The 23,959-nt window shown below is 57.2% G+C and carries 21 protein-coding genes and 1 pseudogene; 7 read left to right on the plus strand and 15 right to left on the minus strand.

The window, feature by feature from the left end; all coding sequences use genetic code 11:
• Positions 1 to 52 precede the first annotated feature (52 nt).
• The 5 genes from DCS96_RS06985 to kynA form a co-directional block, all read right to left on the minus strand.
• Positions 53 to 256 carry a cold-shock protein gene (locus DCS96_RS06985; protein WP_116473585.1) on the minus strand — a complete coding sequence of 68 codons (204 nt, stop codon included), beginning with the start codon at positions 254 to 256 and terminating at the stop codon, positions 53 to 55.
• A 264-nt stretch (positions 257 to 520) separates the two neighbouring features.
• Positions 521 to 1,921 carry a sodium-dependent transporter gene (locus tag DCS96_RS06990; RefSeq protein WP_116473586.1) on the minus strand — a complete coding sequence of 467 codons (1,401 nt, stop codon included), beginning with the start codon at positions 1,919 to 1,921 and terminating at the stop codon, positions 521 to 523.
• Positions 1,922 to 2,075: 154 nt separating this feature from the next.
• Positions 2,076 to 3,317, minus strand: a complete 1,242-nt coding sequence (gene kynU, locus DCS96_RS06995) for a kynureninase (RefSeq protein WP_116473587.1) — start codon at positions 3,315 to 3,317, stop codon at positions 2,076 to 2,078.
• On the minus strand, positions 3,314 to 3,946 hold the full coding sequence (gene kynB, locus DCS96_RS07000; RefSeq protein ID WP_116473588.1) for an arylformamidase: 633 nt from the start codon (positions 3,944 to 3,946) through the stop codon (positions 3,314 to 3,316). The genes kynU and kynB overlap by 4 nt, the downstream gene beginning before the upstream one ends.
• Before the next feature lie 9 nt (positions 3,947 to 3,955).
• A complete protein-coding gene (gene kynA / locus DCS96_RS07005; protein ID WP_116473589.1) occupies positions 3,956 to 4,813 on the minus strand; it encodes a tryptophan 2,3-dioxygenase in 858 nt (285 codons plus the stop codon).
• Positions 4,814 to 4,943: 130 nt separating this feature from the next.
• Between kynA and DCS96_RS07010 the strand changes: the two genes are divergently transcribed.
• Complete coding sequence (locus tag DCS96_RS07010; RefSeq protein ID WP_198649944.1) at positions 4,944 to 5,828, plus strand: LysR family transcriptional regulator; 885 nt, start codon at positions 4,944 to 4,946, stop codon at positions 5,826 to 5,828.
• Between the two features lie 351 nt (positions 5,829 to 6,179).
• Here DCS96_RS07010 and DCS96_RS07015 read toward each other — a convergent pair whose 3' ends face one another.
• The 5 genes from DCS96_RS07015 to DCS96_RS07035 are packed head-to-tail and all read right to left on the minus strand — an operon-like array spanning position 6,180 to position 11,015.
• Complete coding sequence (locus tag DCS96_RS07015) at positions 6,180 to 7,088, minus strand: SphA family protein (RefSeq protein WP_116473590.1); 909 nt, start codon at positions 7,086 to 7,088, stop codon at positions 6,180 to 6,182.
• A 53-nt stretch (positions 7,089 to 7,141) separates the two neighbouring features.
• Entirely contained in the window at positions 7,142 to 7,681 is a 540-nt protein-coding gene (locus tag DCS96_RS07020; protein ID WP_116473591.1) for a flavin reductase family protein, read from the minus strand.
• Between the two features lies 1 nt (position 7,682).
• Positions 7,683 to 8,924, minus strand: coding sequence for a styrene monooxygenase/indole monooxygenase family protein (locus tag DCS96_RS07025; protein ID WP_116473592.1), 1,242 nt, complete (start codon positions 8,922 to 8,924; stop codon positions 7,683 to 7,685).
• A gap of 45 nt (positions 8,925 to 8,969) precedes the next feature.
• Positions 8,970 to 9,761, minus strand: a complete 792-nt coding sequence (locus tag DCS96_RS07030) for an SDR family oxidoreductase (protein WP_116473593.1) — start codon at positions 9,759 to 9,761, stop codon at positions 8,970 to 8,972.
• 18 nt (positions 9,762 to 9,779) lie between these two features.
• On the minus strand, positions 9,780 to 11,015 hold the full coding sequence (locus DCS96_RS07035) for a dienelactone hydrolase family protein (protein ID WP_116473594.1): 1,236 nt from the start codon (positions 11,013 to 11,015) through the stop codon (positions 9,780 to 9,782).
• 341 nt (positions 11,016 to 11,356) lie between these two features.
• Between DCS96_RS07035 and DCS96_RS07040 the strand changes: the two genes are divergently transcribed.
• On the plus strand, positions 11,357 to 12,388 hold the full coding sequence (locus DCS96_RS07040) for an AraC family transcriptional regulator (RefSeq protein WP_198649945.1): 1,032 nt from the start codon (positions 11,357 to 11,359) through the stop codon (positions 12,386 to 12,388).
• Positions 12,389 to 12,690: 302 nt separating this feature from the next.
• Here the strand turns inward: DCS96_RS07040 and DCS96_RS07045 are convergent, their stop codons facing one another.
• Positions 12,691 to 13,137 (minus strand): MarR family winged helix-turn-helix transcriptional regulator, encoded by a 447-nt coding sequence (locus tag DCS96_RS07045; protein ID WP_232818200.1) that lies wholly within the window; start codon positions 13,135 to 13,137, stop codon positions 12,691 to 12,693.
• Positions 13,138 to 13,575: 438 nt separating this feature from the next.
• Between DCS96_RS07045 and DCS96_RS07050 the strand changes: the two genes are divergently transcribed.
• The 5 genes and pseudogenes from DCS96_RS07050 to DCS96_RS18935 all read left to right on the plus strand — a co-directional run bounded on the left by DCS96_RS07050 (position 13,576) and on the right by DCS96_RS18935 (position 17,980).
• Complete coding sequence (locus DCS96_RS07050; RefSeq protein ID WP_116473597.1) at positions 13,576 to 14,544, plus strand: MBL fold metallo-hydrolase; 969 nt, start codon at positions 13,576 to 13,578, stop codon at positions 14,542 to 14,544.
• Positions 14,545 to 14,667: 123 nt separating this feature from the next.
• On the plus strand, positions 14,668 to 16,350 hold the full coding sequence (locus tag DCS96_RS07055) for an FAD-dependent oxidoreductase (RefSeq protein ID WP_116473598.1): 1,683 nt from the start codon (positions 14,668 to 14,670) through the stop codon (positions 16,348 to 16,350).
• Positions 16,343 to 16,561 (plus strand): DUF2783 domain-containing protein, encoded by a 219-nt coding sequence (locus DCS96_RS07060; RefSeq protein WP_116473599.1) that lies wholly within the window; start codon positions 16,343 to 16,345, stop codon positions 16,559 to 16,561. The genes DCS96_RS07055 and DCS96_RS07060 overlap by 8 nt, the downstream gene beginning before the upstream one ends.
• A gap of 23 nt (positions 16,562 to 16,584) precedes the next feature.
• Positions 16,585 to 16,827: pseudogene (locus tag DCS96_RS07065) on the plus strand (homogentisate 1,2-dioxygenase); the annotation flags it as partial.
• A gap of 310 nt (positions 16,828 to 17,137) precedes the next feature.
• Positions 17,138 to 17,980 (plus strand): response regulator transcription factor, encoded by an 843-nt coding sequence (locus tag DCS96_RS18935; protein ID WP_116473600.1) that lies wholly within the window; start codon positions 17,138 to 17,140, stop codon positions 17,978 to 17,980.
• A gap of 257 nt (positions 17,981 to 18,237) precedes the next feature.
• On the opposite strand, the gene DCS96_RS07075 is transcribed toward DCS96_RS18935, so the two are convergent.
• The 4 genes from DCS96_RS07075 to DCS96_RS07090 form a co-directional block, all read right to left on the minus strand.
• Entirely contained in the window at positions 18,238 to 19,329 is a 1,092-nt protein-coding gene (locus DCS96_RS07075; protein ID WP_116473601.1) for an MBL fold metallo-hydrolase, read from the minus strand.
• A gap of 167 nt (positions 19,330 to 19,496) precedes the next feature.
• Positions 19,497 to 20,939, minus strand: a complete 1,443-nt coding sequence (locus tag DCS96_RS07080) for an aldehyde dehydrogenase family protein (protein ID WP_116473602.1) — start codon at positions 20,937 to 20,939, stop codon at positions 19,497 to 19,499.
• Positions 20,940 to 20,970: 31 nt separating this feature from the next.
• Positions 20,971 to 22,371 carry an APC family permease gene (locus DCS96_RS07085; protein ID WP_198649947.1) on the minus strand — a complete coding sequence of 467 codons (1,401 nt, stop codon included), beginning with the start codon at positions 22,369 to 22,371 and terminating at the stop codon, positions 20,971 to 20,973.
• Between the two features lie 156 nt (positions 22,372 to 22,527).
• On the minus strand, positions 22,528 to 23,889 hold the full coding sequence (locus DCS96_RS07090; protein WP_116473604.1) for an aspartate aminotransferase family protein: 1,362 nt from the start codon (positions 23,887 to 23,889) through the stop codon (positions 22,528 to 22,530).
• Positions 23,890 to 23,959: the final 70 nt, after the last annotated feature.

Here is a 23,959-nt window from a genome sequence, read left to right on the forward strand (position 1 = left end):
ATAAAAAAGCCCCGCATCGCGGGGCTTTTTCAGAATACCGGGTGAACCGGATTCAGACAACCTGGATTTGCGAGGCCTGAGGACCCTTGGCACCCTCGGCCGGGGTGTAGGTGACCTGCTGACCTTCGGCCAGGGTCTTGAAACCACCACCGACGATTTCAGAGAAATGAGCAAACAGATCTTTACCGCCGTCAGCCGGGGTAATAAATCCAAAACCTTTCGCTTCGTTGAACCACTTTACGGTACCGTTAGCCATTTTAATCTTACCTTTTTCAAATAATGAGCAATGCTCGGGAATACACGATAACAATCAAAGAAGGGAAGCTAAGTGACTGAAGTGCCGTAAGGAACCAACAATATACGAGGGCCGCGCTAACTTGGAAATCATGTTGCAGACACCATACGGCAGCGGCACTGTCTCGTCAAACAATATCGATAAACGAATACAATAAAATACCAAGAACAGACAAAAGGCCGCCCAAAGCCAGTGGGCAGCCTCATTCACAGCCGATATTGATAGCTATCCAATGACTCCAATGGCGTTGAGGAACATGATGACGATGGCGACCGGGCTGATGTAACGAATGGTGTAATACCAGAGCCGATAACCCAGTCCCCGACCCAATTCTTGTTCCGTCGCCCTGCGAGTCATGACCCAGCCGGCAAAGATGGCGATAAAGAGTCCGCCCAGGGGCAGGAACCAGCCGGATGTCAGGTAGTCAAGCACCCCGAAGAAGGTCTTGCCGAACAGGGTATGCTGCTCCCAGATATTGAAGGAAAACACGGTTCCCAGGCTCAGTACCCACATCACCAGGCCGGACATCAGGCATGCCTTAAAACGGGATACCCGATATTTCTCCGTCATCCAGGCCACCGCCGGCTCGATCAGCGAGATGGCCGAGGTCAGCGCCGCCACCGACAACATGATAAAGAAAATCATGCCGAACAGGGCGCCGAAAGGCATCTGCCCGAAGGCAATCGGCAGGGTCACAAACAACAGGCCGGGACCGGAGCCCGGCTCCAGGCCATTGGCAAAAACCAGGGGGAAGATCACCATGCCCGCCAGCAGGGCCACCAGGGTGTCCAGAATACCGATGGTAATAGCAGTCTTGGCGATAGACACATGCTGTGGCAGGTAGGAGCCATAGGTCATCATGCCACCGCCGGCGAGGCTCAGGGTAAAGAAGGCATGGCCCAGGGCCACCAGTATGCTGGTCCCGGAGAGCTTGCTGAAGTCCGGGTTGAACAGGAAGTTCAGGCCCTGCATAAAGAACCCTGTGGTCATGGCATAGCCCACCAGCACCAGCAGCAGGACAAACAGACCGGGCATCATGGCGTTCACCGCCTTCTCCAGCCCCTGCTTGACTCCCCGCGCCACCACCCCAAGGGTAATCAGCAACACCAGGGTTCCCCAGAATATCAAGGCGCCGGGATCGGCCAGCAAGCGGCCGAAATGGGCACCGGCCTGCTCGCCGGAGAGACCATCGAACGCGCCGCGGGCCGAGTCGAAGATATAGGAAAGGGCCCAGCCGGCCACCACCGTATAAAAACTGAGGATCAGGAAGCCGGACACCACTCCCAGCCATCCCAGCAGCCGCCAGTGGCGGGAAACCTTGAACTCCCGGGCCAGGTTGGCCATGGAATTAGCCGGGTTTTGCCTTCCTCGGCGACCCAGCATGACTTCCGCCATCAACAAGGGCAGCCCGATCACCAGGATACAGGCCAGATAGATCAGCACGAAGGCGCCGCCACCATGCACCCCGGTCACATAGGGAAATTTCCAGATATTGCCCAGGCCGACGGCGGATCCCGTTGCGGCCAGGATGAAAGTCAGGCGGCTGGACCATTGCAGTTGAGCCGGACGTCCCCCGCTTGCTTCGACCACAGTGTTGCCATTGTCCGCCAATCCCGTGTTTTCCATAACCTAGACTCCTGATAATAATCAAAATAAGGGGAGAACTCCTGCCTCCCCATAAACGACCCCTGTTACACAATCAGCGCGGAGCGGCTGAGCCAGCCCTCGACAGCAAACGCCCAGAGGATCATCGAACTTTACTGTCTTGGCCGTACCCCGCTCAGGTCACCGCCGTCCGCTTCTGAAACTCGGGTTTGTCCCACTCTCTCATGGCCATGATCTCCGTCAGCGCCTGTACCAAGTCCCACAAATCCACATACCGGGTATAAAGCGGGGTAAAGCCGAAGCGCAGTATGTCCGGCGCCCGGAAGTCACCGATGATATTGCGGGCGATCAATGCCTGCATGATGGCGAAGCCCTGTTCATGCGCCAGAGACACCTGGCTGCCACGCAGGTTCGCATCCCGCGGCGACACCAGGGTAAAACCGTAACCGGCGCAATGCTGCTCCACCAATTCGATGAAGATGTCACCCAACTGCCGGGACTTTGAGCGGATTGCATCCATATCGGCCGAGGCCATGATATCCACCCCCACATCCAGGATGCTGGTCGCCAGCACTCCGGTGGTGCCGCACAGGCCACGCTTGATACCGTCCGCCGGCTCATAGATATCGCTCATGGCAAAGGGGTTGGCATGCCCGAACCAGCCGCTCAGGGGCTGGCGGAGCTCGGCCTGGTGCCGTTTGGCCACAAACAGGAAACCCGGTGCCCCCGGGCCGCCGTTGAGGTACTTATAACCACACCCCACGGCGAAGTCGGCCTGCACCCGGTTCAGCTCAACCGGTACCGCCCCCGCGCTGTGGCTAAGATCCCACAGCATCAGGGCCCCCACCTCATGGGCCCGGGCCGTCAGCGCCGCCATGTCGAACAGCTGGCCTGATTTGTAATGGACATGGGTCAATACCACCAGGGCGGTGTCTTCGTCGATGATTTCTTCCAGCCGTTCACGGGGTGCCGTTTCCAGCCGGACCTCCCCCTCCAGGAAACCTTCCAGCCCCTGCAAGATATAGAGATCGGTAGGGAAATTACCCGGCTCCGAGACTATCTTGCGCCGCCCCGGGCGCATGCGCACCGCCGCCGACGCCAGTTTGAACAGGTTGACGGAGGTGGAGTCGGCCACCACCACTTCTCCGGCGTCGGCCCCGATCAGGGTGGCGATTTTGTCACCGACCCGCTCAGGCAGGGAAATCCAGTCATGGGTGTTCCAGCTACGGATCAGGCCCCTGCCCCACTCCTGCTCCACCACCTCGGCGGCCCTGTGCTTGGCGGCCTTGGGCAGGACCCCCAGAGAATTGCCGTTGAGGTAGACAAGCCCGGCTTCCAACTCAAACTGCTCCCTGAACGGTGCCAAGGCATCATCCTGATCCAGCCGGGCCAGGGAATCACGGGTCAATTGGGTCATTGTTCAATACTCCTGAGTAATGCGCGCACAGGGGACGCATCCAGCTGTGCCAATTTCAATGGTGGGGCGATCAGCTCGTAGTGCCCCGCGGCTACCTGGTCAAATACCAGACCTTCCAGAATGGCCATGCCATGGCGGCGTACCATCTGGTGGGCGGCCAGGGTTTTTGAGTCCTGGGGATCCAGGGAGGGACTGTCGATGCCGATCAGCATGGCGCCCCGCTCCGCCAGCAGGGCCACCGTGTCGGCCGCCACAGCGGTAAAATCTGACCGCCACTGGTTATGGGGGAACTCTTGGTAAGTTTTCAGCAATACCCGCTCAACCCGCGCCGGCAGGAAGGGGGCAACATGGGCGGGGCACACCAGGCCATCGGCCTGGGTCACATCGATCAGCACACAGGGACCTATGTAGGGATCCAGCCCCACCTCGGCGATGGACAGACCCTCGGCATCATAGTGACGGGGGGCGTCCGCGTGGCTGCCGGTGTGGGTCGACAGCCGGAAGCGGGCCACGTTAACCGGACAGCCATTTTCCAGCACCCAGTTGGGCTCGGACTGGTATTCGGTATCACCGGGCCACACCGGAATACCGGGTCTGAGGGTCTGTGAGATATCCCAGATCTTGCTCATTATCGTCTCCTAGATGGCAGTCCTGACCGACCAGAGCTCGGGGAAAAACTGCAGGTCCAGGGCCTTGACCAGGTAGGAGACGCCGCCGGTGCCGCCAGTGCCCTTCTTGTAGCCGATGATGCGTTCAACCGTCTTCATATGACTGAAACGCCATTTCTGGAAGTTATATTCCATGTCGACCAGCTTCTCCGCCAGCTCGTAGAGATCCCAGTGTTCATCCGTCTGCTGGTAAACCCGGGACCAGGCCTGCTCCACCTCGGCACAGGCCTGGTAGGGCTGGGACCAGTCCCGCGCCAGGCAATGATCGGGAATGTCGAAACCGCGTCGCTTGAGCAGCTGCAGGCTAATGTCGTAGATACTCGGGGCGTGCAGCACCCGGGTCAGATGCTGATAATGCTTGGGATGGGCCCGGTGCGCTTCCACCATCTTGGGGTTCTTGTTGCCGAGCAGAAACTCCAGCTCCCGATACTGGAAGGACTGGAACCCGGAACTCTGGCCCAGGGTGTCACGGAAGCTGGCGTAATCCGCCGGGGTCATGGTCACCAACACTTCCCAGGCCTTGATCAACTGCTCCTGGATACGGGCAATGCGCGACAGCATCTTGAAGGCGGGCGCAAGATTGTCCTGTTCTATATGTCGGGCGGCGGCGTAGGCTTCGTGCAGACACAGCTTCATCCATAATTCCGACACCTGATGGATCACGATAAACAGCATCTCGTCGTGCTGGGTTGATCTGGGATGCTGACAATCCAGTATCCGCTCCAAAGCCAGATACTGGCCGTAGCTCATGTCCTGTTCCCAGTGCACGCCTTCGCCTTCCAGATCCACCATGCTGCCGGTTGCTTTATCCGAACCACGATTAACCATAGTTAAACACCTCATTAACCCTTAAGTTTCATACGAGTTTACTTCGGAGATATATCTCTGTAAATTTCATTAAAATTAAGTTTTTGATGAAATTAATTCATACATGAATACCCGAATAAGCACTCGTCATATGCAAATGATGGTCGCCATCGCCGATGCGGGCAGCGTCGCCGAGGCGGCACAAACGCTCGGCCTGACCCAGTCGGCCCTGAGCCACAGGATCAAGGAAGCAGAGCGGCTGCTGAACACGGAGCTGTTCTACCGTAAGCATAAGAAACTGGCGCCGACCAGTGCCGGGAAACGGCTGTTGTATTCTTCTCGGCTGGTACTGGGGGAAATAGAGCGGGCCGAACAGGACATCAACAAGCTGTCGGTCGGCATCGAGCATGTGGTGCGCCTGGGCAATGAATCCTACGGCGGCTATCACTGGCTGCCCGCCTGCCTGACCGCTTTCAACCGGGACTACCCCACCATCAGTGTGGAGATCATCCCCGACGTCTCCCTGGACCCCTATACGGCCCTGCGCAGTGGTCGCATCGATGTGGCGCTGGTTTCCGGCGGCCATACTCCCGAAGGCTTTGCACATCGCCTGCTGTTTCGTGACGAGATGCGGCTGGTGATGCCCGAAGGCCATGCCCTGGCCGGCAAACCCTGGGTCGAAGCCGCAGAGGTCGCGGCCGGCACCTATGTGACCTACCACACCACCCCCGGCAAGGGCCGGGAATACGAGCAACTATTCAGCCGCTACCGGATGCTGCCGGTAAGGGTATTGCGGGCCGGGGTCACGGAAGCGGTGATTGCGCTGGTACGCGAGGGGTTCGGGCTGACCATAATGCCGAGCTGGACCCTGCAGCCCTACCTGGAGCAAGGAGGACTGACCACGGCCCGGGTTACCGAGCAAGGACTCTATATCGACTGGCACTTGCTGACCCGCAAGGATGAACCGGCGGACTCCCCCACCGGCAGGTTCACGGACTGCCTGGCCGGCCTCTATCGGCAGCCCGGCCAGCCATAAAATAAACCGGCAGCCGCACGTTGAGCGGCTGCCGGAAAGCATCATGATGTGCCGGAACTAAATAACTGATACAAATACCGCCACATGTTAGACAGAAGTCAGGATTCGATAAGCAGACCCTCCGCGCCAGGGCCGGAAAATGTTCCCTTCCATTCCGGCATTCCCGCCATCCATGGCGGTCAGGTGGCGTGGCGGAGCCCCCAAGGAGCGAGCTTGCTCGCTGGCACGAGCGGTTTCAACCCAACCGAACATCCAGTGACGGTTCGCAGCGGGTTGAAGCATCGCGTGTCATGCCTTTATGGCGAGTCTGCATTCGATCCTGATTTCTGTAGCACAATTAGGAACAGTTATTTAGAGCGGGATCACCGCCTTTACCCAGAAAGCACTGCCCTCGGGGCGGTTTTCCACGGCAAACTCGTGCTGATACTTCAGATTCACGGAACCCCCCTTGCCGCTGTCATATTTCACCGAGGGCCCAATGGCAAATGCCTGTCCCCTGTTGTTGGCAATGGTGATGCCATGACGCTCATCGTCGGTAAGCTGCTTGTAACCGTAGCCCCCGATCCCGGCTATCCAGTTCGGGGTCAGGCTGTAGCCCAGCGCATAGTCAAAATGAAACTCCTGTCCCGATCGGTAGTCGGTATCCGGATTGTCGAAGTTATAGTCGTACATCAGCTTGATGTCTGCATTGACTCCATGCGGATCCAGGTAGCTGGCCGCATACACCGGCTGCACTGTCCAGTAGTTGCGGCCGATATTGGCCAGGTCGTTGGGATGGTAGCGACCGGTGGGAGCAAAAACGTCGATGGAGAAGGCGGTATGCAGTTTGGTGCTGTGATGATAGGCCACCCCCAGGGTAAGATCGATATCACCCAATCCCCGCTTGCGCTGGTTCGTGCCGTTAACGGTCACATCCAGGTCCACCAGCGGCAGCAACAGGGCGCTGAACAGCTGGCCTCCCAACAGCTGCTGTTCGGTAACCCATAGCAGCCTGGGGGCAATGACGTTAGCCTGCAGCTTGAAGTCTACCGGCAAGGCATCGCCATTCGCGTCATTGAGCCGATCGGCCGAGTAACGACTGGCATAGAGCAACGGATAAACACCCGCCGGCGGTAATGCGCCCATGCCGAAGTTTTCCGCGCCCATGGGATAGATGGATCCGCCACCTTCGGTCGCCGCAACCCCCGCTGAAAGGGTCAGGGCAGCCGTCAGGGCCATGCCCGATAGCAGGTTGGATTGATGCGTTGGTCGGTTATTCATCTGAGGTTCCTTGTTCAGTTATGAATGGCCGGCGGCGCCGGCCGGTGAGCAGGTCAGGACGCGGCGGCGTTCAGTGTGCCAAAGCGGCCCTTGAAGAACAGCATGGGCTCTCCTTCATCCGTACTGAAATCCTTGACACGTCCCACAATCAGCAGGTGATCACCCAGTCGCCGGGTAAACTCTACCCGACACTCGAATCGAGCCAGGGTATCCGCCAGCAAGGGCACATCCTGTTGATTGAGCCGATAGTCGATGCCCGCAAACTTGTTGTCGCGGGCGCTGGCAAACTGCATCGCCACCGCTTCCTGTCCCTGACCAAGCACGTTGACGGCAAACGGCTTGCCTTCCACAAACGAGGCCAGGTTGGGCGAACTCAATGCCAGGCTCCAGAGTATCAAAGGCGGATCCAGGGACAGGGACGAAAAGGAGTTGGCGGTGATGCCCACCATGGCACTGCCCTCGCCGGGGGCGGTCACCACGGTGACGCCGGTGGCAAAGTGGCCCATGGCATTGCGTAATGCCCTGGTGTCCACAGGGGGAGCAAGCTCGGTCACCGGCTCCGCCTGCCTGAGTGCGGTTGTTGCTGAGCTCATCTTAAGCCTCCTTCTTCAGGTGCTGGCCAATCAGGTAGCGGCAGGCATCGGGGGCCACCCACCAGGGGAAGTAATCGGGCGGATTATCGAAGCCGTTGGCGATAGTTGACGCCAGTTCGGGAGAAACCTGGGCCGCGCTCAACAGTTCAAGCAGATGGGGCTCAGGCGGCCGCAGCATGCTGTTGGTCCAGGTCACCACGTCACCGGCGTAATGCCAGTAGCGCTCGAAGGTTTGCTGCATCCAGTCGGCACTGAAGTCCTGTTCGCCGTGCGCCACTATGGCGTCCAGATACACCTTGCTGCACTTGGCGGCGTTGTTGGAACCCTGGCCGGTAATGGGGTCGTTGACCACCACCGCATCCGCCATGCCGAAGATGCAGCGTCCGGAAGGCAGTCGCGCAACCGGCTTGCGCACCGTGGGCGGGAAGCGACCGGCCAGTACGCCGTTATCGTCGGTCAGCTCGATATGCTTGCAACGCTCGGCCTGGGCTGGTGTGAAACGCCGTACTATCTCCAGGCTGCGCTGCAGGTGTTCCTGGGGGGTCTTGATATCCTGCCAGCAGTCCATGGGGCCGCCGGGGATCCCTTCGAACACCATAATTTCACAGGGGCCGTTGACGGTCAGCGCCGGGAACACGAAGTACTCGCCCACGCCCGGTATCAGATTGAAGGCAACCCGGGAAAAGGGTTCACTGGGCGTCATGCCCTGTACATAGGTCAACGCCAGTGCCCGCTGGGGCTTATCGAAAGCGGAACGCTGCGCATCCCGCTCGAACAAGCGGACTATCTCTCCCTTGCCGGCGGCCAGCATCACCAGATCATGAGATGCGGCCAGCTCTTCCAGCTCCTCCAGTCCCGCATCCCTGATGATCAATTCTCCGCCTTTCTGTTTGAAAATCTCCATCCATATGGGCATCTTGAGCCGTTGGTCCACCGACTGGGCCGGATTGTGCAGCCGTGCAGCCCAGTCGATCAGGCTGACATTAGGCTTGCCCGGATCCGCGATCGTCAGGCCGATCCCCTCAACCGGCGGGCATTCCTGTTCCCAGAAATTCAGTCCCAGGTCACGCTCGGTCTGCAGCGCGTTGTTAAACATGCACTGGCTGGACATCACGCGTCCGTTGCGGATCTCCTCGCCGGTACGGTTGGACATCAGGGTAACCTGATAGCCCTGATCGAGCAGGCCGATGGCGGTTTGCAGGCCGGACTGGCCCGCCCCCACTATGGCAATACGTCGGGTCATAACTGTCTCCATGTCATTGTTGTCGTTGAGTATTCGTTGAGGGCGTTACTGCTCTGCCAGCCGAGGAATGGCCGGCTGCTGCTGCTCAGGTCCCATGACCCCATAGCCGCCATCCACCGCATAGTCGGCGCCGGTCACGAAGCTGGCCTGCTCCGAGCACAGGAAGCGTACCACGTTGGCCACCTCCCGGGGCTCTCCCAAGCGTCCGAGCAGGTGATAGTCCGCCGCCACCCGGTCGGCCCTGGCACGATCGCCACCGCTGACTTCCTCGATCACCCGGGACCAGGTCCAGCCCGGGGATACCGAGTTCACCCGTACCCGGTCGACGGCAAAATCCAGCGCCATGCTACGGGTCAGGTGCAGCATCGCCGCCTTGCTCGCCGGATACAGCCAGCGCCCGGTCTGAGCTACCTTGGCCGAGATACTGGTGAAGTTGACGATGGCCCCTCCCCCGCGTCGACGCATCGCCGGCAATACCGCCCTGGCCGCCATAGCGGCACTGACCAGGTTGACATCGAGGGCCTTGAGCCAGGTGTCCCGGTCGGAACCGACCCCGTCATCCTGATAACTGCAGGCAAGATTGATCAGGTAATCGATGCCACCGAACCGGGCTTCGGCCTGCTGTATGGCGCGGCTAAGCTGCTGGTCATCGGTGATATCCACCTCCAGAAACAGGGCCCGGGGGCCCAGTCGCCGGGCCAGCGCCGAACCTTGCCCGGCATCGATGTCCAGGATCACCACATTGGCATCGGCCGCGACAAAGCTGTCGGCGACGGCCTGTCCGATCAGGGTGGCCCCGCCGGTGATCAGCACTGTACGGCTTTCGAACTCTTTCATCACTGACGCTCCCATTATTCAGTCCCTGCCCGCACTGCCGGCCCAACTGGCCATCAGGGTGTTGGACGGCAGTGATTCATCCAGCAGCTTGGCCGCCGTTTCCCGCCCGGCCACCGGCAGACCGGTCGGGTCGAGCAAGCCAACCTGCACCAGCAAGGAGGCCTGATCCCAATAGATGTGCTCGTGATAGAGCTTGTCGCCGCGGAACTTGACCACCGCCAGCAGGGGAATTTCGACAAAACGCCCGGTCGGGGCCACACCGGGCAACAGCCAGTCGATCTCGCAGCTGTGGGTAAAGCTGAACAACAGCTCATCCACTATCTGGGTATCGCCCACGGTGCGGGAAATCGGCGTCAGCCTGGTATCGGGCGGATTGCTGTCGACGAAATGGTGCTTGTAGAAGCGGTACAGCTGCCGGTAACCGACCCCACCGGTCATGGTGGGGATATGATTGACATAGGGCTCGCTGACCATGGTCGCCATGGTATCCTCGACATTGCGGGTGTCGAACTCGTACTCGCAGTGCTTGTCCCACAAGGCGGACAGATCGTAATGGGGGCCAATCCGGCGGCGCAGCGCCGTGACCGAGCGCTGGTGGGCCATCAGTGCCGACGGCTTGTGAAAATGCGGTGAGCCGGCCCGGGCAAAGGCATGATCGACCTCTGGATAAAGATAGAGCTCGACATTGTCCCGCGCCTCCAGTCCGGCATAGATCTGCTCGCGGGCGGCAGCCGGGCAGTATTCATCGGCGCCGGCAAAATGCAGCACCAGGCGACCCTTGATGTTGTCGGCCTCATCGAGATGCTGTTCCATGCCCATGCCGTAGTAGCCGATGGCCACGTCGACATCACAGCGGCAGGCGGTCAGATATGCCAGCCGGGCACCGAGGCAGAAACCCAGTACCGCCAACCCGCCGTTCACTTCTGGACGCTCCTTCAATACGCCCAGAGCGGCGTCTATGTCGGCGATGCCCTTGTCCTGATCAAATCCCTGATAGAAACCGAATGCCTGTTGAAACTCCTCACTGCTGTATCCCAACTCGACCCCCGGCTGCTGCCGCCAGAACAGGTCGGGAGCCAGTACCACATAGCCTTCTTCCGCATAGTAATCGGCGATGTCACGGATATTGGCGTTGACCCCGAAAATCTCCTGGAGCAGCACCAGGCCGGGGCCCGAACCACTGGCCGGCACCGCAAGGTAACCGCTGAATACCCCGCTGCCGTCCCGGGCACTGATCTCAATTGAAGTTCCCATCTTGCTTCTCCTTGTCACCTTTGGGCTGATGTAACGCCATGCTAGACAAGGAACAGGCGGAGCGTCGCACCGCCAAATGCGACGGCTATCCGTTGCGTGCAACTATTTTGGTGGCTCGGATTTCTCCAACGAGCGGGAGCGGAACGAATAATACTGGCAGGAATGTCGGCATTATCCGATTAGTGCAATGAGGATCCGATGGGTGAGAAAAAAGTGCCCGCCATGACCCGGGTCAACAAAAAACCATTCTAATTAACAAAGGAGCAACATATATTGGTGGCAGGACATTGCTGACGTAGCAGAACTTGACTCTCGCAAGCAACATGCACATGGAGATTTCGGTGTCATCACTCAGTCATCCACATTCAGCGCTGGCGTTGTCCCTGCTGGACAATGACGAGCGACTGTTGTTTACCTCTCGGGACCTCAGGGAAGTAGAGGGGGAGGTATCTTCCATATTCAAGCCTCACAGCCTGGAGATAACCGACGGCTCAACCAGGCTGCACTCCCGCCTGCATCATGTGCCCATCGGCCAGGTGTCGTTCAACCGCCTGAAATACGGAGGCGAAGTCCGCATCAGGCCAGAGCGCCTTGAAGACTTTTATCTGATCCAGATGCCGCTCCAGGGAGAGGCCCATATCATCAGCGATGGCAAGCCGCTCCGCTCGGTAGCCGGTACCGCCTCGGTGCTCAACCCCACCCAGACCCTGGATATGCGCTGGAACACCGTCTGCGATCAGCTGATCCTCCGGATCGACCGACAGGCCCTGGAGCAGACCTGCAGTAGTTACCTGGGCCGACCGATAAAAAAACCCGTGGTATTCGAGCTGGGGTTGGCCTGGCAGACCAACCCCCACTGGTACAGCATGATGACCTATCTAAGCCAGATGCTGACCCAGACAACACCCGGCCACCTGTTGTACCCGCAACTGGAGCAACTGGTGATCGGTACCCTGCTGAATATCCAGCCCCACTGTTACTCCCAGGCACTGGCGAATGACGACAAGCGACTGGCACCACGGCATGTAAAACGGGTCGAAGAATATATTCAGGCCCATGCAGATGAGGCGATAACCCCCGCCTTGCTTGCCGAGTTGGCCGGTGTCAGCCTGCGCACCCTCTATGCCGGCTTCAAGGACTTCAGGGATATCAGCCCGATGGAGTATCTACGCAGTGTACGGCTACAGCGGGTCAGAGAAGAACTGTGTCAACAAAGCGCTGAGCGATCGGTCACCGATATCGCCACTCGCTGGGGCTTTGGTCATATGGGGCGCTTCAGCCAGGAATACCGACGGCTGTTTGGCGAAAACCCCAGCGAAACCAAACGTAAATATCAGGGAGGGTCTCAATCATGCGGTCCCTGTCACCGTTGAGAGCTGATTGCGCATGACGGCGTCGTTTTGGCCAAACGCTCATATCGAGTCGCGATGCGACGGGAGTCATAACCTTATCTGCCACCACTAAGTCCGCTTCCATGCCTTCAAGCACGGGGTTGACTTGCCCCTATTCCAAGACTGGCCCTGCCGTTAACAGCAGGCGAATCGGGTTATACCAGAACGATGCGGACAGCAGCCGTTATGACCACGCCGACTGGGCCCGCTGGCCTGGGGGTGCACACATTGACCCAGCCGAGGCCGATCAGCCAATTGAAACAGTCCCGTCACCATTCCAGGCTTTACATCTCGTTCAGCCGTTTCAGCAGCCGATCCAGTCCACTGATCAGATCCCGGTATTCAGAGGCCGACAGGCAGTCGATAAGGCTTGACTCCCATTCCTGCACTCGGGGCACCATCCTTTGATACAGGCTCAGTCCGGCCTCGGTCAGGCTGACCAGGGCGGCGCGATGATCTTCAGGCATGGGAGTTCGGACGATCAGCCCCTTGTCCTCCATTCCTTGCAGTGCACGAGACACCTTGACCTTATCCATGCTGCTGAGCGCAGCCAACTCTCGGGCTATCACCTGCTCCTTGTGACCAATGGCGGCAATCAGCCGCCATTCGGGCCGCGTGATGCCAAACTCGCTGGAATACAGTTCAGCCAGTCTGCTGCTGACCCGCTCTGCCGTCAGTACCAGCTTGTAGGGGACAAAATCATCCAGCACAAAATGCTTTAATTCTTTCACGTCAATTCCACTTAACAGGGCAACAAAAAAGTCCATTGCCATTATACAGGTAAAGGTTTTCCGGTCTGTACCCTGTGTCACTTCCCTCTACCGCCTCGCATGGGCCCGAAGTGCACAGATACAGGATGGTGCGCCTCCGCTGGCGCAAACGCATTCAGATTACCGGCCACCACAAACCAAAATTAGTTTCCAATGAAATTTAAATCCATTTAAATTTTCTGATTCCAGGCCTTGAAAACCAGAACAAGCACAACGAAACCGTAAAAATAAGCAATAACTGGTATAACCAACCCATTTAAATCAAAATATTAACAAAAATAACACTTGAAACTAACGGAGAACCCCTTCATATTAGTTGCATATGAAACAATAAGCACAGTAAGGCAGAGTTACTCAACACCACCATTCAGTAATTGATAAGGAACAAAGGAACAGATGATGAGCAAAAAATTCGCCTCTCACGCCGACGTAGAAGAAAAGCAGGTCAGCTTCAAGCAGCTGGCCCCCGGTGTCTATGCCTATACCGCCGAAGGCGATCCCAATACCGGCATCATTATCGGTGAGCAGTCCGCCCTGGTGATCGATACCCAGGCCACGCCGATCATGGCCGAGGATGTGATCCGCCGGGTGCGCGAAGTGACCGACAAGCCCATCAAGCACGTATTAATGAGCCACTATCACGCGGTGCGGGTACTGGGTGCTTCCGCCTACCAGCCGGAAAACATCATTGCCAGCCGGCAGACCTTCGAACTGATCCAGGAACGCGGCCAGCAGGATTTCGAGTCGGAGGTTGGCCGTTTCCCCCGTTTGTTCGCCGGAGTGGAATCGGTACCCGGCCTGACCTGGCCCAATGTGGTGTTCGACGAACGCATGACGCTGGATCTGGGTAACCGTCGGGTAGAGATCATGCATGTCGGTCGTGGCCACACCAAGGGTGACACCATTGCCTGGTTGCCGGAAGAAGGCATATTGTTCGCCGGTGATCTGGTGGAGTTCGGTGCCACGCCCTACAGCGGCGATGCCTACCATAAAGACTGGCCCCAGACCCTGGATAACCTGCTGGCACTCAAGCCAAAGCAGCTGGTGCCCGGCCGGGGCGATGCCCTGATCACCCCCGAACAGTGCCGCGAAGCCATTGAAGGTACCCGTAACTTTATTCAGACCATGTACCAGAGCGTGGCCGATGGCCGTTCCCGGGGCCTGAGTCTGGGTGAATGTTACCGGGAAACCTATGCACTGCTGGCGCCCCGGTACGGCCACTGGGTGATTTTCGATCACTGCCTGCCATTCGATATTACCCGTTGCTACGACGAGGCCGGTGACTATCCCGACCCGCGTATCTGGACCGCCGAGCGGGATACCGACATGTGGCACAGCCTGCAGCAGGTACTGGAACAACAATCTTAAGTCAGTGACCCCGGCCGCGACTCACGATTCGTTCATGTCATCAGCCTGAGCCACCGGGGTCAAGGCGTCGCATGCGGCCGGAACATATCCACTTTCATATCCGTTTTTTAAGAGGGGCCAAGGATGCAAGCCACCTATCAGAATCCGGTTTACGACTACCGGACCAGTCCGGATCAACATGCGGAACAGCCGGTACATCACCCGCTGGTGATCATCGGTGCCGGCCCGGTGGGCATGGCCGCTGCTCTGGACTGTGCACGTCAGGGACTGCCGGTCGTGGTACTGGACGACAACAATACCGTCAGCGTCGGTTCCCGGGCCGTGTGTTATGCAAAACGCACCCTGGAGATCATGGATCGGCTGGGGCCGGGCCAGCGACTGGTCGACAAGGGTATCACATGGAACCATGGTCGCGTGTTCGCCGGTGAAGGTGAAGTGTATGACTTCAACCTTCAGCCGGAAGACCATCATCGCCGACCGGGCTTCATCAATCTGCAACAGTATTATTTTGAGCAGTATATGGCAGAGCAGATCCATGATGAGCCTTTGATTGATCTGCGCTGGAAGAACCGGGTGACCGATCTGAGCCAGACAGAGCAGGGAGTATGCCTGGATATCAATACCCCGGATGGTCCTTATCGCCTGCGCTGCGACTACCTGCTCGTAGCCGATGGGGCCAACAGCGGCATTCGCACCCTGATGGGGCTGGAGAGCAAGGGCCAGGTATTTCAGGAGCGGTTTCTGATCGCCGATGTACTGATGCAGGGCAATTTTCCGACCGAACGCTGGTTCTGGTTCAACCCACCTTTCCATCAGGGACAGTCCACGCTGCTGCACCGGCAGGCGGACGATGTGTGGCGCATCGACTTCGATCTGGGTTGGGATGCAGACCCGGAATTTGAAAAGCAGCCGGAACAGGTGATTCCCCGGGTACGCGCCCTGCTCGGTCACGATAACTTCGAGCTGGAATGGGTCAGCGTCTATACCTTCCAGTGCCGGCGCATGGAGCAGTTTATCCATGATAAGGTGATCTTTATCGGTGACGCGGCCCATCAGGTCAGTCCGTTCGGTGCCCGCGGCGCCAATTCCGGTGTACAGGATGCAGACAACCTGATCTGGAAGCTGAAACTGGTGCTGGATGGCAAAGCCCCCCGCCGGCTGCTGGACAGCTATCAGCATGAGCGCAGCCTGGCCGCGGATGAAAACATTCTGAATTCCACCCGCTCAACCGACTTTATCAGCCCTAAAAACAAGGTCAGCCGAGTCTTCCGGGATCAGACACTGGCACTGGCCAGGGATTATCCCTTCGCCCGTGCCTTCGTTAACTCGGGACGGCTCTCACTGCCCAGCAAATTGCTGGACTCGCAGCTCAACACCGCGGATCGGGACATGTTCAGTGACCGGCAGGCACCGGGCGTGGTGGCTACCGATGGCCCCGTGCGTATCCACACTGGCGAAGATAGCTGGCTTCTAAACCAACTGGGCAATGAGTTCTGCGCCGTCTTTTTTGCCGAGAACGTCGCCCGAATCCCGGTGACGACCCTGCAGTCCCTGCGGCAGGGAGCCATTCCCATCCGGCCTTTGGTGATACTGGCCCAGGGCGCGCGGGGAAGCTGTAATGACCTGATAATCATGCAGGACAAGGAAGGCGTACTGTTCGAGCGCTTCGATGCCACACCCGGCAGTCTCTACCTGTTCCGTCCGGACCAGCATGTGTGTGCCCGCTGGCGCCAGTGGAGTGTAGAAGATATTCGTCGAGCCCAGGCCAAAGCCTGTGCCAACCTGGAGGAATGCGAACATGAGTGACTTGAAACAGACCCTGAACTGCCAGGATCCGGACCATATCTATACCCGCCTGATCGACCTGCACCGGGTGGATGACGTGGAGCGCAGTCTGCGGATCAATGCGCGGCTGATCCTTTTACTCGCCAATCATATTGGTGATACCCGGGTACTCGAGCAGGCGTTTGACATCGCCGATGCGATGGAGAGACAAGGAGAGCAAGTGAATGCGTAACTGGTTCCAGTTCCCCATTCACCTTCGACTACAAGGGCAGCTTCTTCAGCCGGGACAATGTTGATGCCGGCATGATCATCCTGCCCCCCTGCGGCGTTACCCATGGGCCCCATCCCAAGGCCTTCGCCGCCGGCGCCAAGCATACCCGCACCGAAACCGATGAAGTGGCGGTGATGATCGACACCCGGCGGCCCCTTAACGTCGCCGAGCTGCCGGAGGGGGTGGAGAACATCGAGTATGTGAATTCCTGGCTGCTGAAGGAATAACAGCACTGCAAGCGGAAAAGCTGTCTTAATCGCCAGTTTGCCGATGGGTTATTGCGGACTAAAGAGCAGTAGACGACCATGACCCCAAGGAGAGCAAAGGGGGTCTGCTTATCGAATCCTGACTTCTGTCTCGAAATGGTGCGGTATTTGTATCAGTAATTTATAGCACTATCAGGATCCGTTATTGACTTTCCCTGTGCTGCGCTCTGCTCGTGCCAAATAAATGAGAAGCTGATATTCTGTTCTCACTTACTGGCAAGGCTATGCTCGGGCCCTGGAAAACCTCGCCAGACGCTGCTGGAGAAAATGAATGTGGGATAGCACTCCCCCCCCCTGGTTACCGCTTATTTCCGATACCGTGGCCGCCATCCATACCCCGTCATTTCCCAAGGCATTGTTGTCATTTATCAACAGCGGTATTTGTTTCGACTGTGCCCTGGTGCTGGGCTATAGCCGACACCATAAACCCATCTATCTATACGACACCCTGACCGAACAGCGACAAGTGCTGTTTGAGCACTATCTTCACCAGGCCTACCGGGAGGATCCCTTTTATCAAGCGATAAAGTCGGGAATAGCACCAGGCATTTACCTGTTGTCAGAACTTCATCCTCGCTTCTTGAGCAACAGCGATTACTTCCAGGGGTTCTACCAGAATACCGGCTGGCGCGATGAAGTGGGTATCATCTGCCGGGTTAATGACGACGTCACAATCGTATTTTCTCTCGGTCGACTTGGTAAGCGGAACATGCTGAGTCAGCAGGAACTGGTCACGCTACGTCAGCTCGAACCACTGATCCAGAACCTGTGCCTGCAGCACTGGGGAAGCCTCAGTGGTGAATTATCGGCGACGCCGCCGGAGCAAGAAGACGTTAAAGGCCGGATAGACCGCGCCTTTTCCAGTCTGGGAGGAAGCTTGCTCACTCCCCGTGAAAAGGAAATATTGCGCCTGGTGCTCCTCGGTCACAGCTCACGAGAAATCGGGGCACGATTGGGAATAGGCGAAGGCACGGTCAAGAATCATCGTAAACGGGCCTATGCCAAGCTAAGTCTGGGGTCTCAGGCAGATTTATTTCTTATGTTCCTCAATCATCTGATAACCCTGGAGAATGGGGATGACGCTTCATACCCGTTAAAGCCTGTCACCAGCTGATCGAGCAAACCACGCCGAAACACCTGTAGGGCCTTGCGGGGCGGCTGTATTACAAAAAGACAGCATGGGCACTTCTACTCCGATCCGGATAACGCCTCCGGTATCAGCGCATGCCGAACTCAGTTCATATTAAAAGCTGATACTTGAACGGCTTGCCACGTCAAAGCGGCAAGCCGGGTCCTCATCACCAGGTTATTGACAATATAATAAAAAGTCTCACCGAGTTATTAAGTCACTATCTGCATAACAATACCACTTTACTCAAATACATCGCCATCATTAGCCAGGCTGAATTCTCCGAAGTAATGGCCTGCCAGTTCTTGCTCCAGGGACTCTTCCGGCTTTCCAAAGAGCAATGGATGGATCATGACCAGGGATTTTGGCTTCACCTGTTTGGCGATATCAGCCAGCTGCCTTGTTGTCGTGTGAGCCGCCAGCATATAATGCTGCCACTTTTCGGGCAGTTTTGCCAAGCCTTCTTCCGACATGACTTCATGCAGCAATATATCAGCACCCTTGGCGTTTTCTATCAGATTTTGCGAATAGGAAGTGTCTCCCGAAATAACAATCGATTTATCCGGCGCGTCAATTCTATATCCAAACGCTTCCCCTTCTTTCCAGGAACCATGCTCTACTGTAAATGCGGTAATGGTGACGTACTTGTCCTGGTAGACCACACCTGACTTATCAAATTCAGTGACGACCCCTGAATAAGGCTCGCCTTTACTGATGGGAAGGCTCTGCAGACGATGCTGAATATCAGGCTGATAGGCGGAAACGACGCCTTTTACCACCTGCTCGGTTCCTTTTGGGCCCCATATTTTTACCGGCTCGTTACGTTCGAGCACCCATCCTCTCAGGAGTAATTCAGGGATCCCAAGTATGTGATCCGAGTCGAGGTGAGTCAGAAACAGTTTATTGAGAAAAGTGGGATACATGAACTCAGGGTAAGAGGGAGATGTCGGAAATATGTTTTGCTTTCCCGGCTCGAGAAACTGAGACAATGTTTCCATAAACCCTGAGCCCGCATCAAAAAGATAAACCTGGTCCTGGTTAACCACCACGGCAGTTGCCGTACCACTTCGCCCGGGCAAAATATTGGGGGTTCCCGTTCCCAGGGTAACCACCCGCGTAGGGGAAACCAATTGTGCGGGGTCAAACTTCTCACCCTGTTTGGCACCTTGTTCATCGGACAGCGCAACCGGGCTGATCACCTGAAGAAGTGAAAATAAAATTAAAAAAGAAAGTGAACAGGGGTGGAATATTGAAATCCTGCCCAAAACAGCCCTGCAAGCAATATTACGTCGTTCTCTGTTACCAGACATTCTTTCAAGAAAATCAATCAGCATAACAACAAGGCCTCCTGCCTTAAATAGTATCAAAATACCGGCTATTGCATTGATAATACTGACAATCCATCTCGACAGAAGGTCACACTCCCGGTATAAACACAGGGGCTGTGGCGAGCGGAATTGCCAGTGGAATCATTACTCCCATAAAACCATGGATTCAGGGCTCACTCACCCCGAATATTAACCGCTTGCATTTGGGTGTACTCCAGCAACCCTTCAAGACCAAACTCACAGCCAATACCGGACATCTTGCTTCCGCCAAAAGGCACGTGAGGCAAGACTTCGGCATGACCATTTATCCAGACGGTACCGCAATCCAGTTGGTCCGCCACCAGACGCAATTGCTCCGGGTCTGTTCCCCAGACAGATCCCCCCAGTCCGAACTCGCATGCATTGGCCCACTCTATCGCCTGCTCCAGGGTGCTATAACGCACGATAGGCAGTACCGGACCGAACTGTTCTTCCAGAACCAGCCTGCTGTCGTAGGCAATGTCCCGCACCAGGGTAGGTGCCATAAAAAACCCTTGAGCTGGCAACGGTTGGCCGCCATCCAGCACGGTGGCGCCTTCATTTTTCGCCGCCGATAACAGCGTCTGTACAAACTTCAGCTGGTGTGCATTCTGCACCGGACCGAAATTCACCGCTTCCTCCATACCATCACCGACATGTTGTGCCTTTGCCTGCTCCCACAACAGGTCGCAGAGCTCATCGTAGAGCGCATCGGGTACATAAAGGCGCTTGAGTGCGGCACAGGTCTGTCCCATATTGATAAAGGCGCCCTGGAACAGGGCCGCTGCGATCTGTGCCGGTTGCGCATCAGGCAGGACAATGCCGGCATCATTACCGCCGAGTTCCAGCGTCAGCCGCTTCAAGTTGGCACCACTGCGCGCCATGATATCCTGGCCAACCCCTGTGGATCCGGTAAACACCAGCTTGGCAATATCCTTATGTTCACTCAGGGCCCGTCCCAGCTCGCCCCCTGATCCCGTGACAATATTGAACAGGCCCGGAGGTGCAATCTTGTTGATAAGCTCGAACAACCGCAGCGTCGTCAAGGGGGTCAGGGAGGAAGGCTTGCAGACCACAGCGTTCCCCGCCCGTACCGCCGGCATGATATGCCATATACAAATCAACAGGGGCCAATTCCAGGGGGGGATGGAAGCGACCACGCCCAACGGTTTGCGTTGCAGCTCGACGCGTCGTTGCGGGCTCTGCTCCAACACACTGACCGGCAGATCGAGACCCGCCGTGTAGCGGGTCCAGGCTATCGCTCCCTGCACCTCAAAACGGGCCAGGGTCAGCGGCTTGCCCTGTTCCAGGGTGATCAAGCGGGCCAGCTCTTCTTCATGGGTTGCCATGGTATCGGCGATCTCATTGAGCAGATTGCTGCGCTCCTGGTGAGTGCTGTCACGCCACACACGGAATGCCTGCCTGGCACTGGATATGGCTCGTTCAAGCTGCACCTGACTCGCCGCTCGGCAGCTGGTCAGTTGCTCTCCGGTGGCCGGATTAACCACCGTCAATGAGGCTCCTTCTCCCTGACTGGCGTGGCCATCAAAGAACTGGGAAAAGTTGGGAAATAGTCGGGTATCGGTAAACTGGGTCATGTTTCTCTTCCTTAACATCGAGATACCTGCCTTATCGTTCCAAAGGCAGCTGAGACAAAGGGGTAGCTTCAAACAAACCTTTTTTCATTTTGAGTCGTACCCAGAGCACGGCGAACAGGGAAACCATCCCCAATACCAGGGCGGTATTGCCGTAAACCTGTGCCGTCAATTCGGGGCTGGGTGAGTTATTGAAAAAGACATAACCCATGCCCATCACCCCCAGAATCTGGGGCACTGGACACCAGGGCGTTTTGAACGGGCGGGACAATTCTGGATAGCGTCGACGCAACACCAGTACATCCAGGTGGGCGATCATATAGGTTACTATCCAGGCCGCCGCGGCCGAGATCAGCAACAGGATGATGATCTGAGGGTTATGACCCAGCAGCATGACGGGTGCAGCAATCATCAGCGCCTGAACCAATGTACTGACCCAGGGTGTACCATTGGCACGGCGGTTAGCAAAGCAGGCAGGTAACTGACCACTGTCGGCCATCCCTGCCAGCATGCGGGGTACCGTGGCCAATACGGTATTGACCGTACTGCAGGTTGCGGTAATGGCGGCCACTGCCAGCAACAGCATGCCGTTATCGCCAAACAAGGTTAAAACCAGCTCCATATGGGGAAGTTCTGATCCGGCAAGGGTCACCATAGGCACAAACTTGAGCCCGGCCCAGACAAGCAACAGGTAAATAAGGGACAACACCACCAGCGCCAGGATCATGGCCAAAGGCACATGCCGCCTGGGGTTTTGACAGTCCGGGCTCAGTGGGCAGACAAACTCCAGACCGACAAAGGCCCAGATGGCCAGTGCTACCAGTGAAAACACTCCCATTCCCAGTGGATTGAGCTCAATCACCGAGACCACAGACCCCATGGCCCCCTGCCCGCTCACACCGGAAAAGCCTATCAATAGCAGTGTTGTCAGCATCACAAACGCCAGCAAGCTTTGTACCCGGGCGAAAATATCCACGCCCAGCAGGTTAAGGCCGACCAGCAAAGCCAGCAGCCCCAGACCGATACCGGGAAATCCGAATAACGTCGGATAGAGCTGGCCGAGGATAAACTCCACCAGCAGCAATTCAGCCGACAACGCAAACATGGCCACGATTGGATAGCCGGCCAGTGTTGCAACAATAGCGGGGAAATGGCCGAGCGCCGCTTCGGTATAAACACTGACACTGCCGGCCCCAGGTAGCATCAGCGACAGCTCGGAAAAGGAGAATACGTAACAGAGGGCTAATAAGGCGGCAAGGATAATGGCCACCATAAAGCCATAACCGCCAATTCCCGCCCCCTGCAGCACCGACACCATGGTGCCTTGCACCACCACCACGCCCACCGCCACGGCAAACAGGGACATCAGACCCAACCTGGGTCGGTTAGTCAAACCAGCGGGACTGGCCATGGAAAGAGTTTCACTTCGGGACATCCTGGTCTCCTCAATACACTTTAAATACAGGCGCAAACGCCCAGCTTGATACCGCCTCCGATGACTCCAAGCCCCCCTGTTTAACCGGGTTTCCCGGTCTCTCAGCCAGCCTTGCTTGCCCGGGCGGTATCAATCATCGACAAGGGATCAACACCCTTAACGCATCGGGCTGGTCCGGCTAAAGGCCACATCCAGGGCATTGACCAGGATGTCCAGTTCCGGCTGCTGAATGGTCAGGGGGGGAGACAAGATAATCTTGGTACCGACGGGACGTACCATGGCACCATGCTCTCGGGTCACCTTGGCGATTTCATTGGCAAATCCGTTCATCGGATCGACCGGCTCCCGGCTCGCCTTGTCGGTCACCAGATCCAGTGCCAGCATCAGTCCCTTGCCACGCACCTCGCCGACCGAAGAGAACTTCTGCTCGAACGGCTTGAGCGCCTGCAGCAGATACTCTCCCTGCCTGGCGGCGTTGGCGGGAATCTGCTCCTTTTCAACCAGATCCAGGCAGGTCAGCGCAGCGGCGCAGGCTACCGGATGGCCGGAATAGGTATAACCGTGCATCAACGCACCGGTAAAGTTGCCATTTTGCTCGAAGGCATCGGCAATCCGCTGGTTGACCAGCGTCGCCCCCAGTGGGATATAACCCGACGTAATCCCCTTCGCCAGGCAGATAATATCCGGGCTGACACCCCATCCCCGGCTGCCGAACATATTGCCACTGCGACCGAAACCGGTGACCACTTCATCGGCAATCAGCAACACCCCATACTTGTCACAGACCGCCCTCACCAAAGGCCAGAAGTTGGCCGGAGGTACAATCACCCCGCCGGCGCCCTGCACCGGTTCAGCGATAAAGGCCGCCACTGTATCCGGCCCCTGAGCCAGAATTTCCCGCTCCAGTTGGGCCGCGCACAGAGCGCCCAGTTCTTCACCGGTGGCATTCCAGGGATTGCGATAAGACCAGGGCGTATCTATCTGAATACAGCCGGGCAACAGTGGCTCGTAATTGCGCCGGAATGCCAGGCTGCCATTGATCGACGTCCCGCCAAAATGGGTACCGTGATAGCCTTGCTTGAGAGAAATAAACTTGGTTCGCTCGGGCTCCCCTGCCAGCTTCCAGTACTGCCGGCTGAGTTTCAGCGCGGTTTCCACCGCATCCGATCCTCCGGAACTCAGCATCACCCGGGCCATCTGCTCGGGAGCCAGCATGGCTGTCAACGTGTTCGACAACTCTTCCACCCGGGGATGACTGACACCATCAAAGCTCTGGTAATAGGCCAGTTCATCGAGCTGATGCATGATCGCGCTCTTGATTTCTGGTCGTCCATGCCCCAGGTTGACGTTCCACAGGCCTGCCACACCATCGATCATTCGCTGCCCCTTGTCATCGGTGACATAGACCCCTTCTCCCGAGATGATACGGGTAGCGGCGGTCTGTCGGGCGACTGCCGGGTGAGCCATTGGGTGCCAGTATGGTTTTTCTAATTGCTGGATATCGGTGAATGCAGTCATTTTCCCTCTCCTTTATGCCGGCATTGAGCAATAACCTCATGCCGAACAACGAATTTAACAACCAAGAAAC

This window comes from Zobellella maritima (assembly GCF_003075035.1).
GTDB lineage: Bacteria > Pseudomonadota > Gammaproteobacteria > Enterobacterales > Aeromonadaceae > Oceanimonas > Oceanimonas maritima.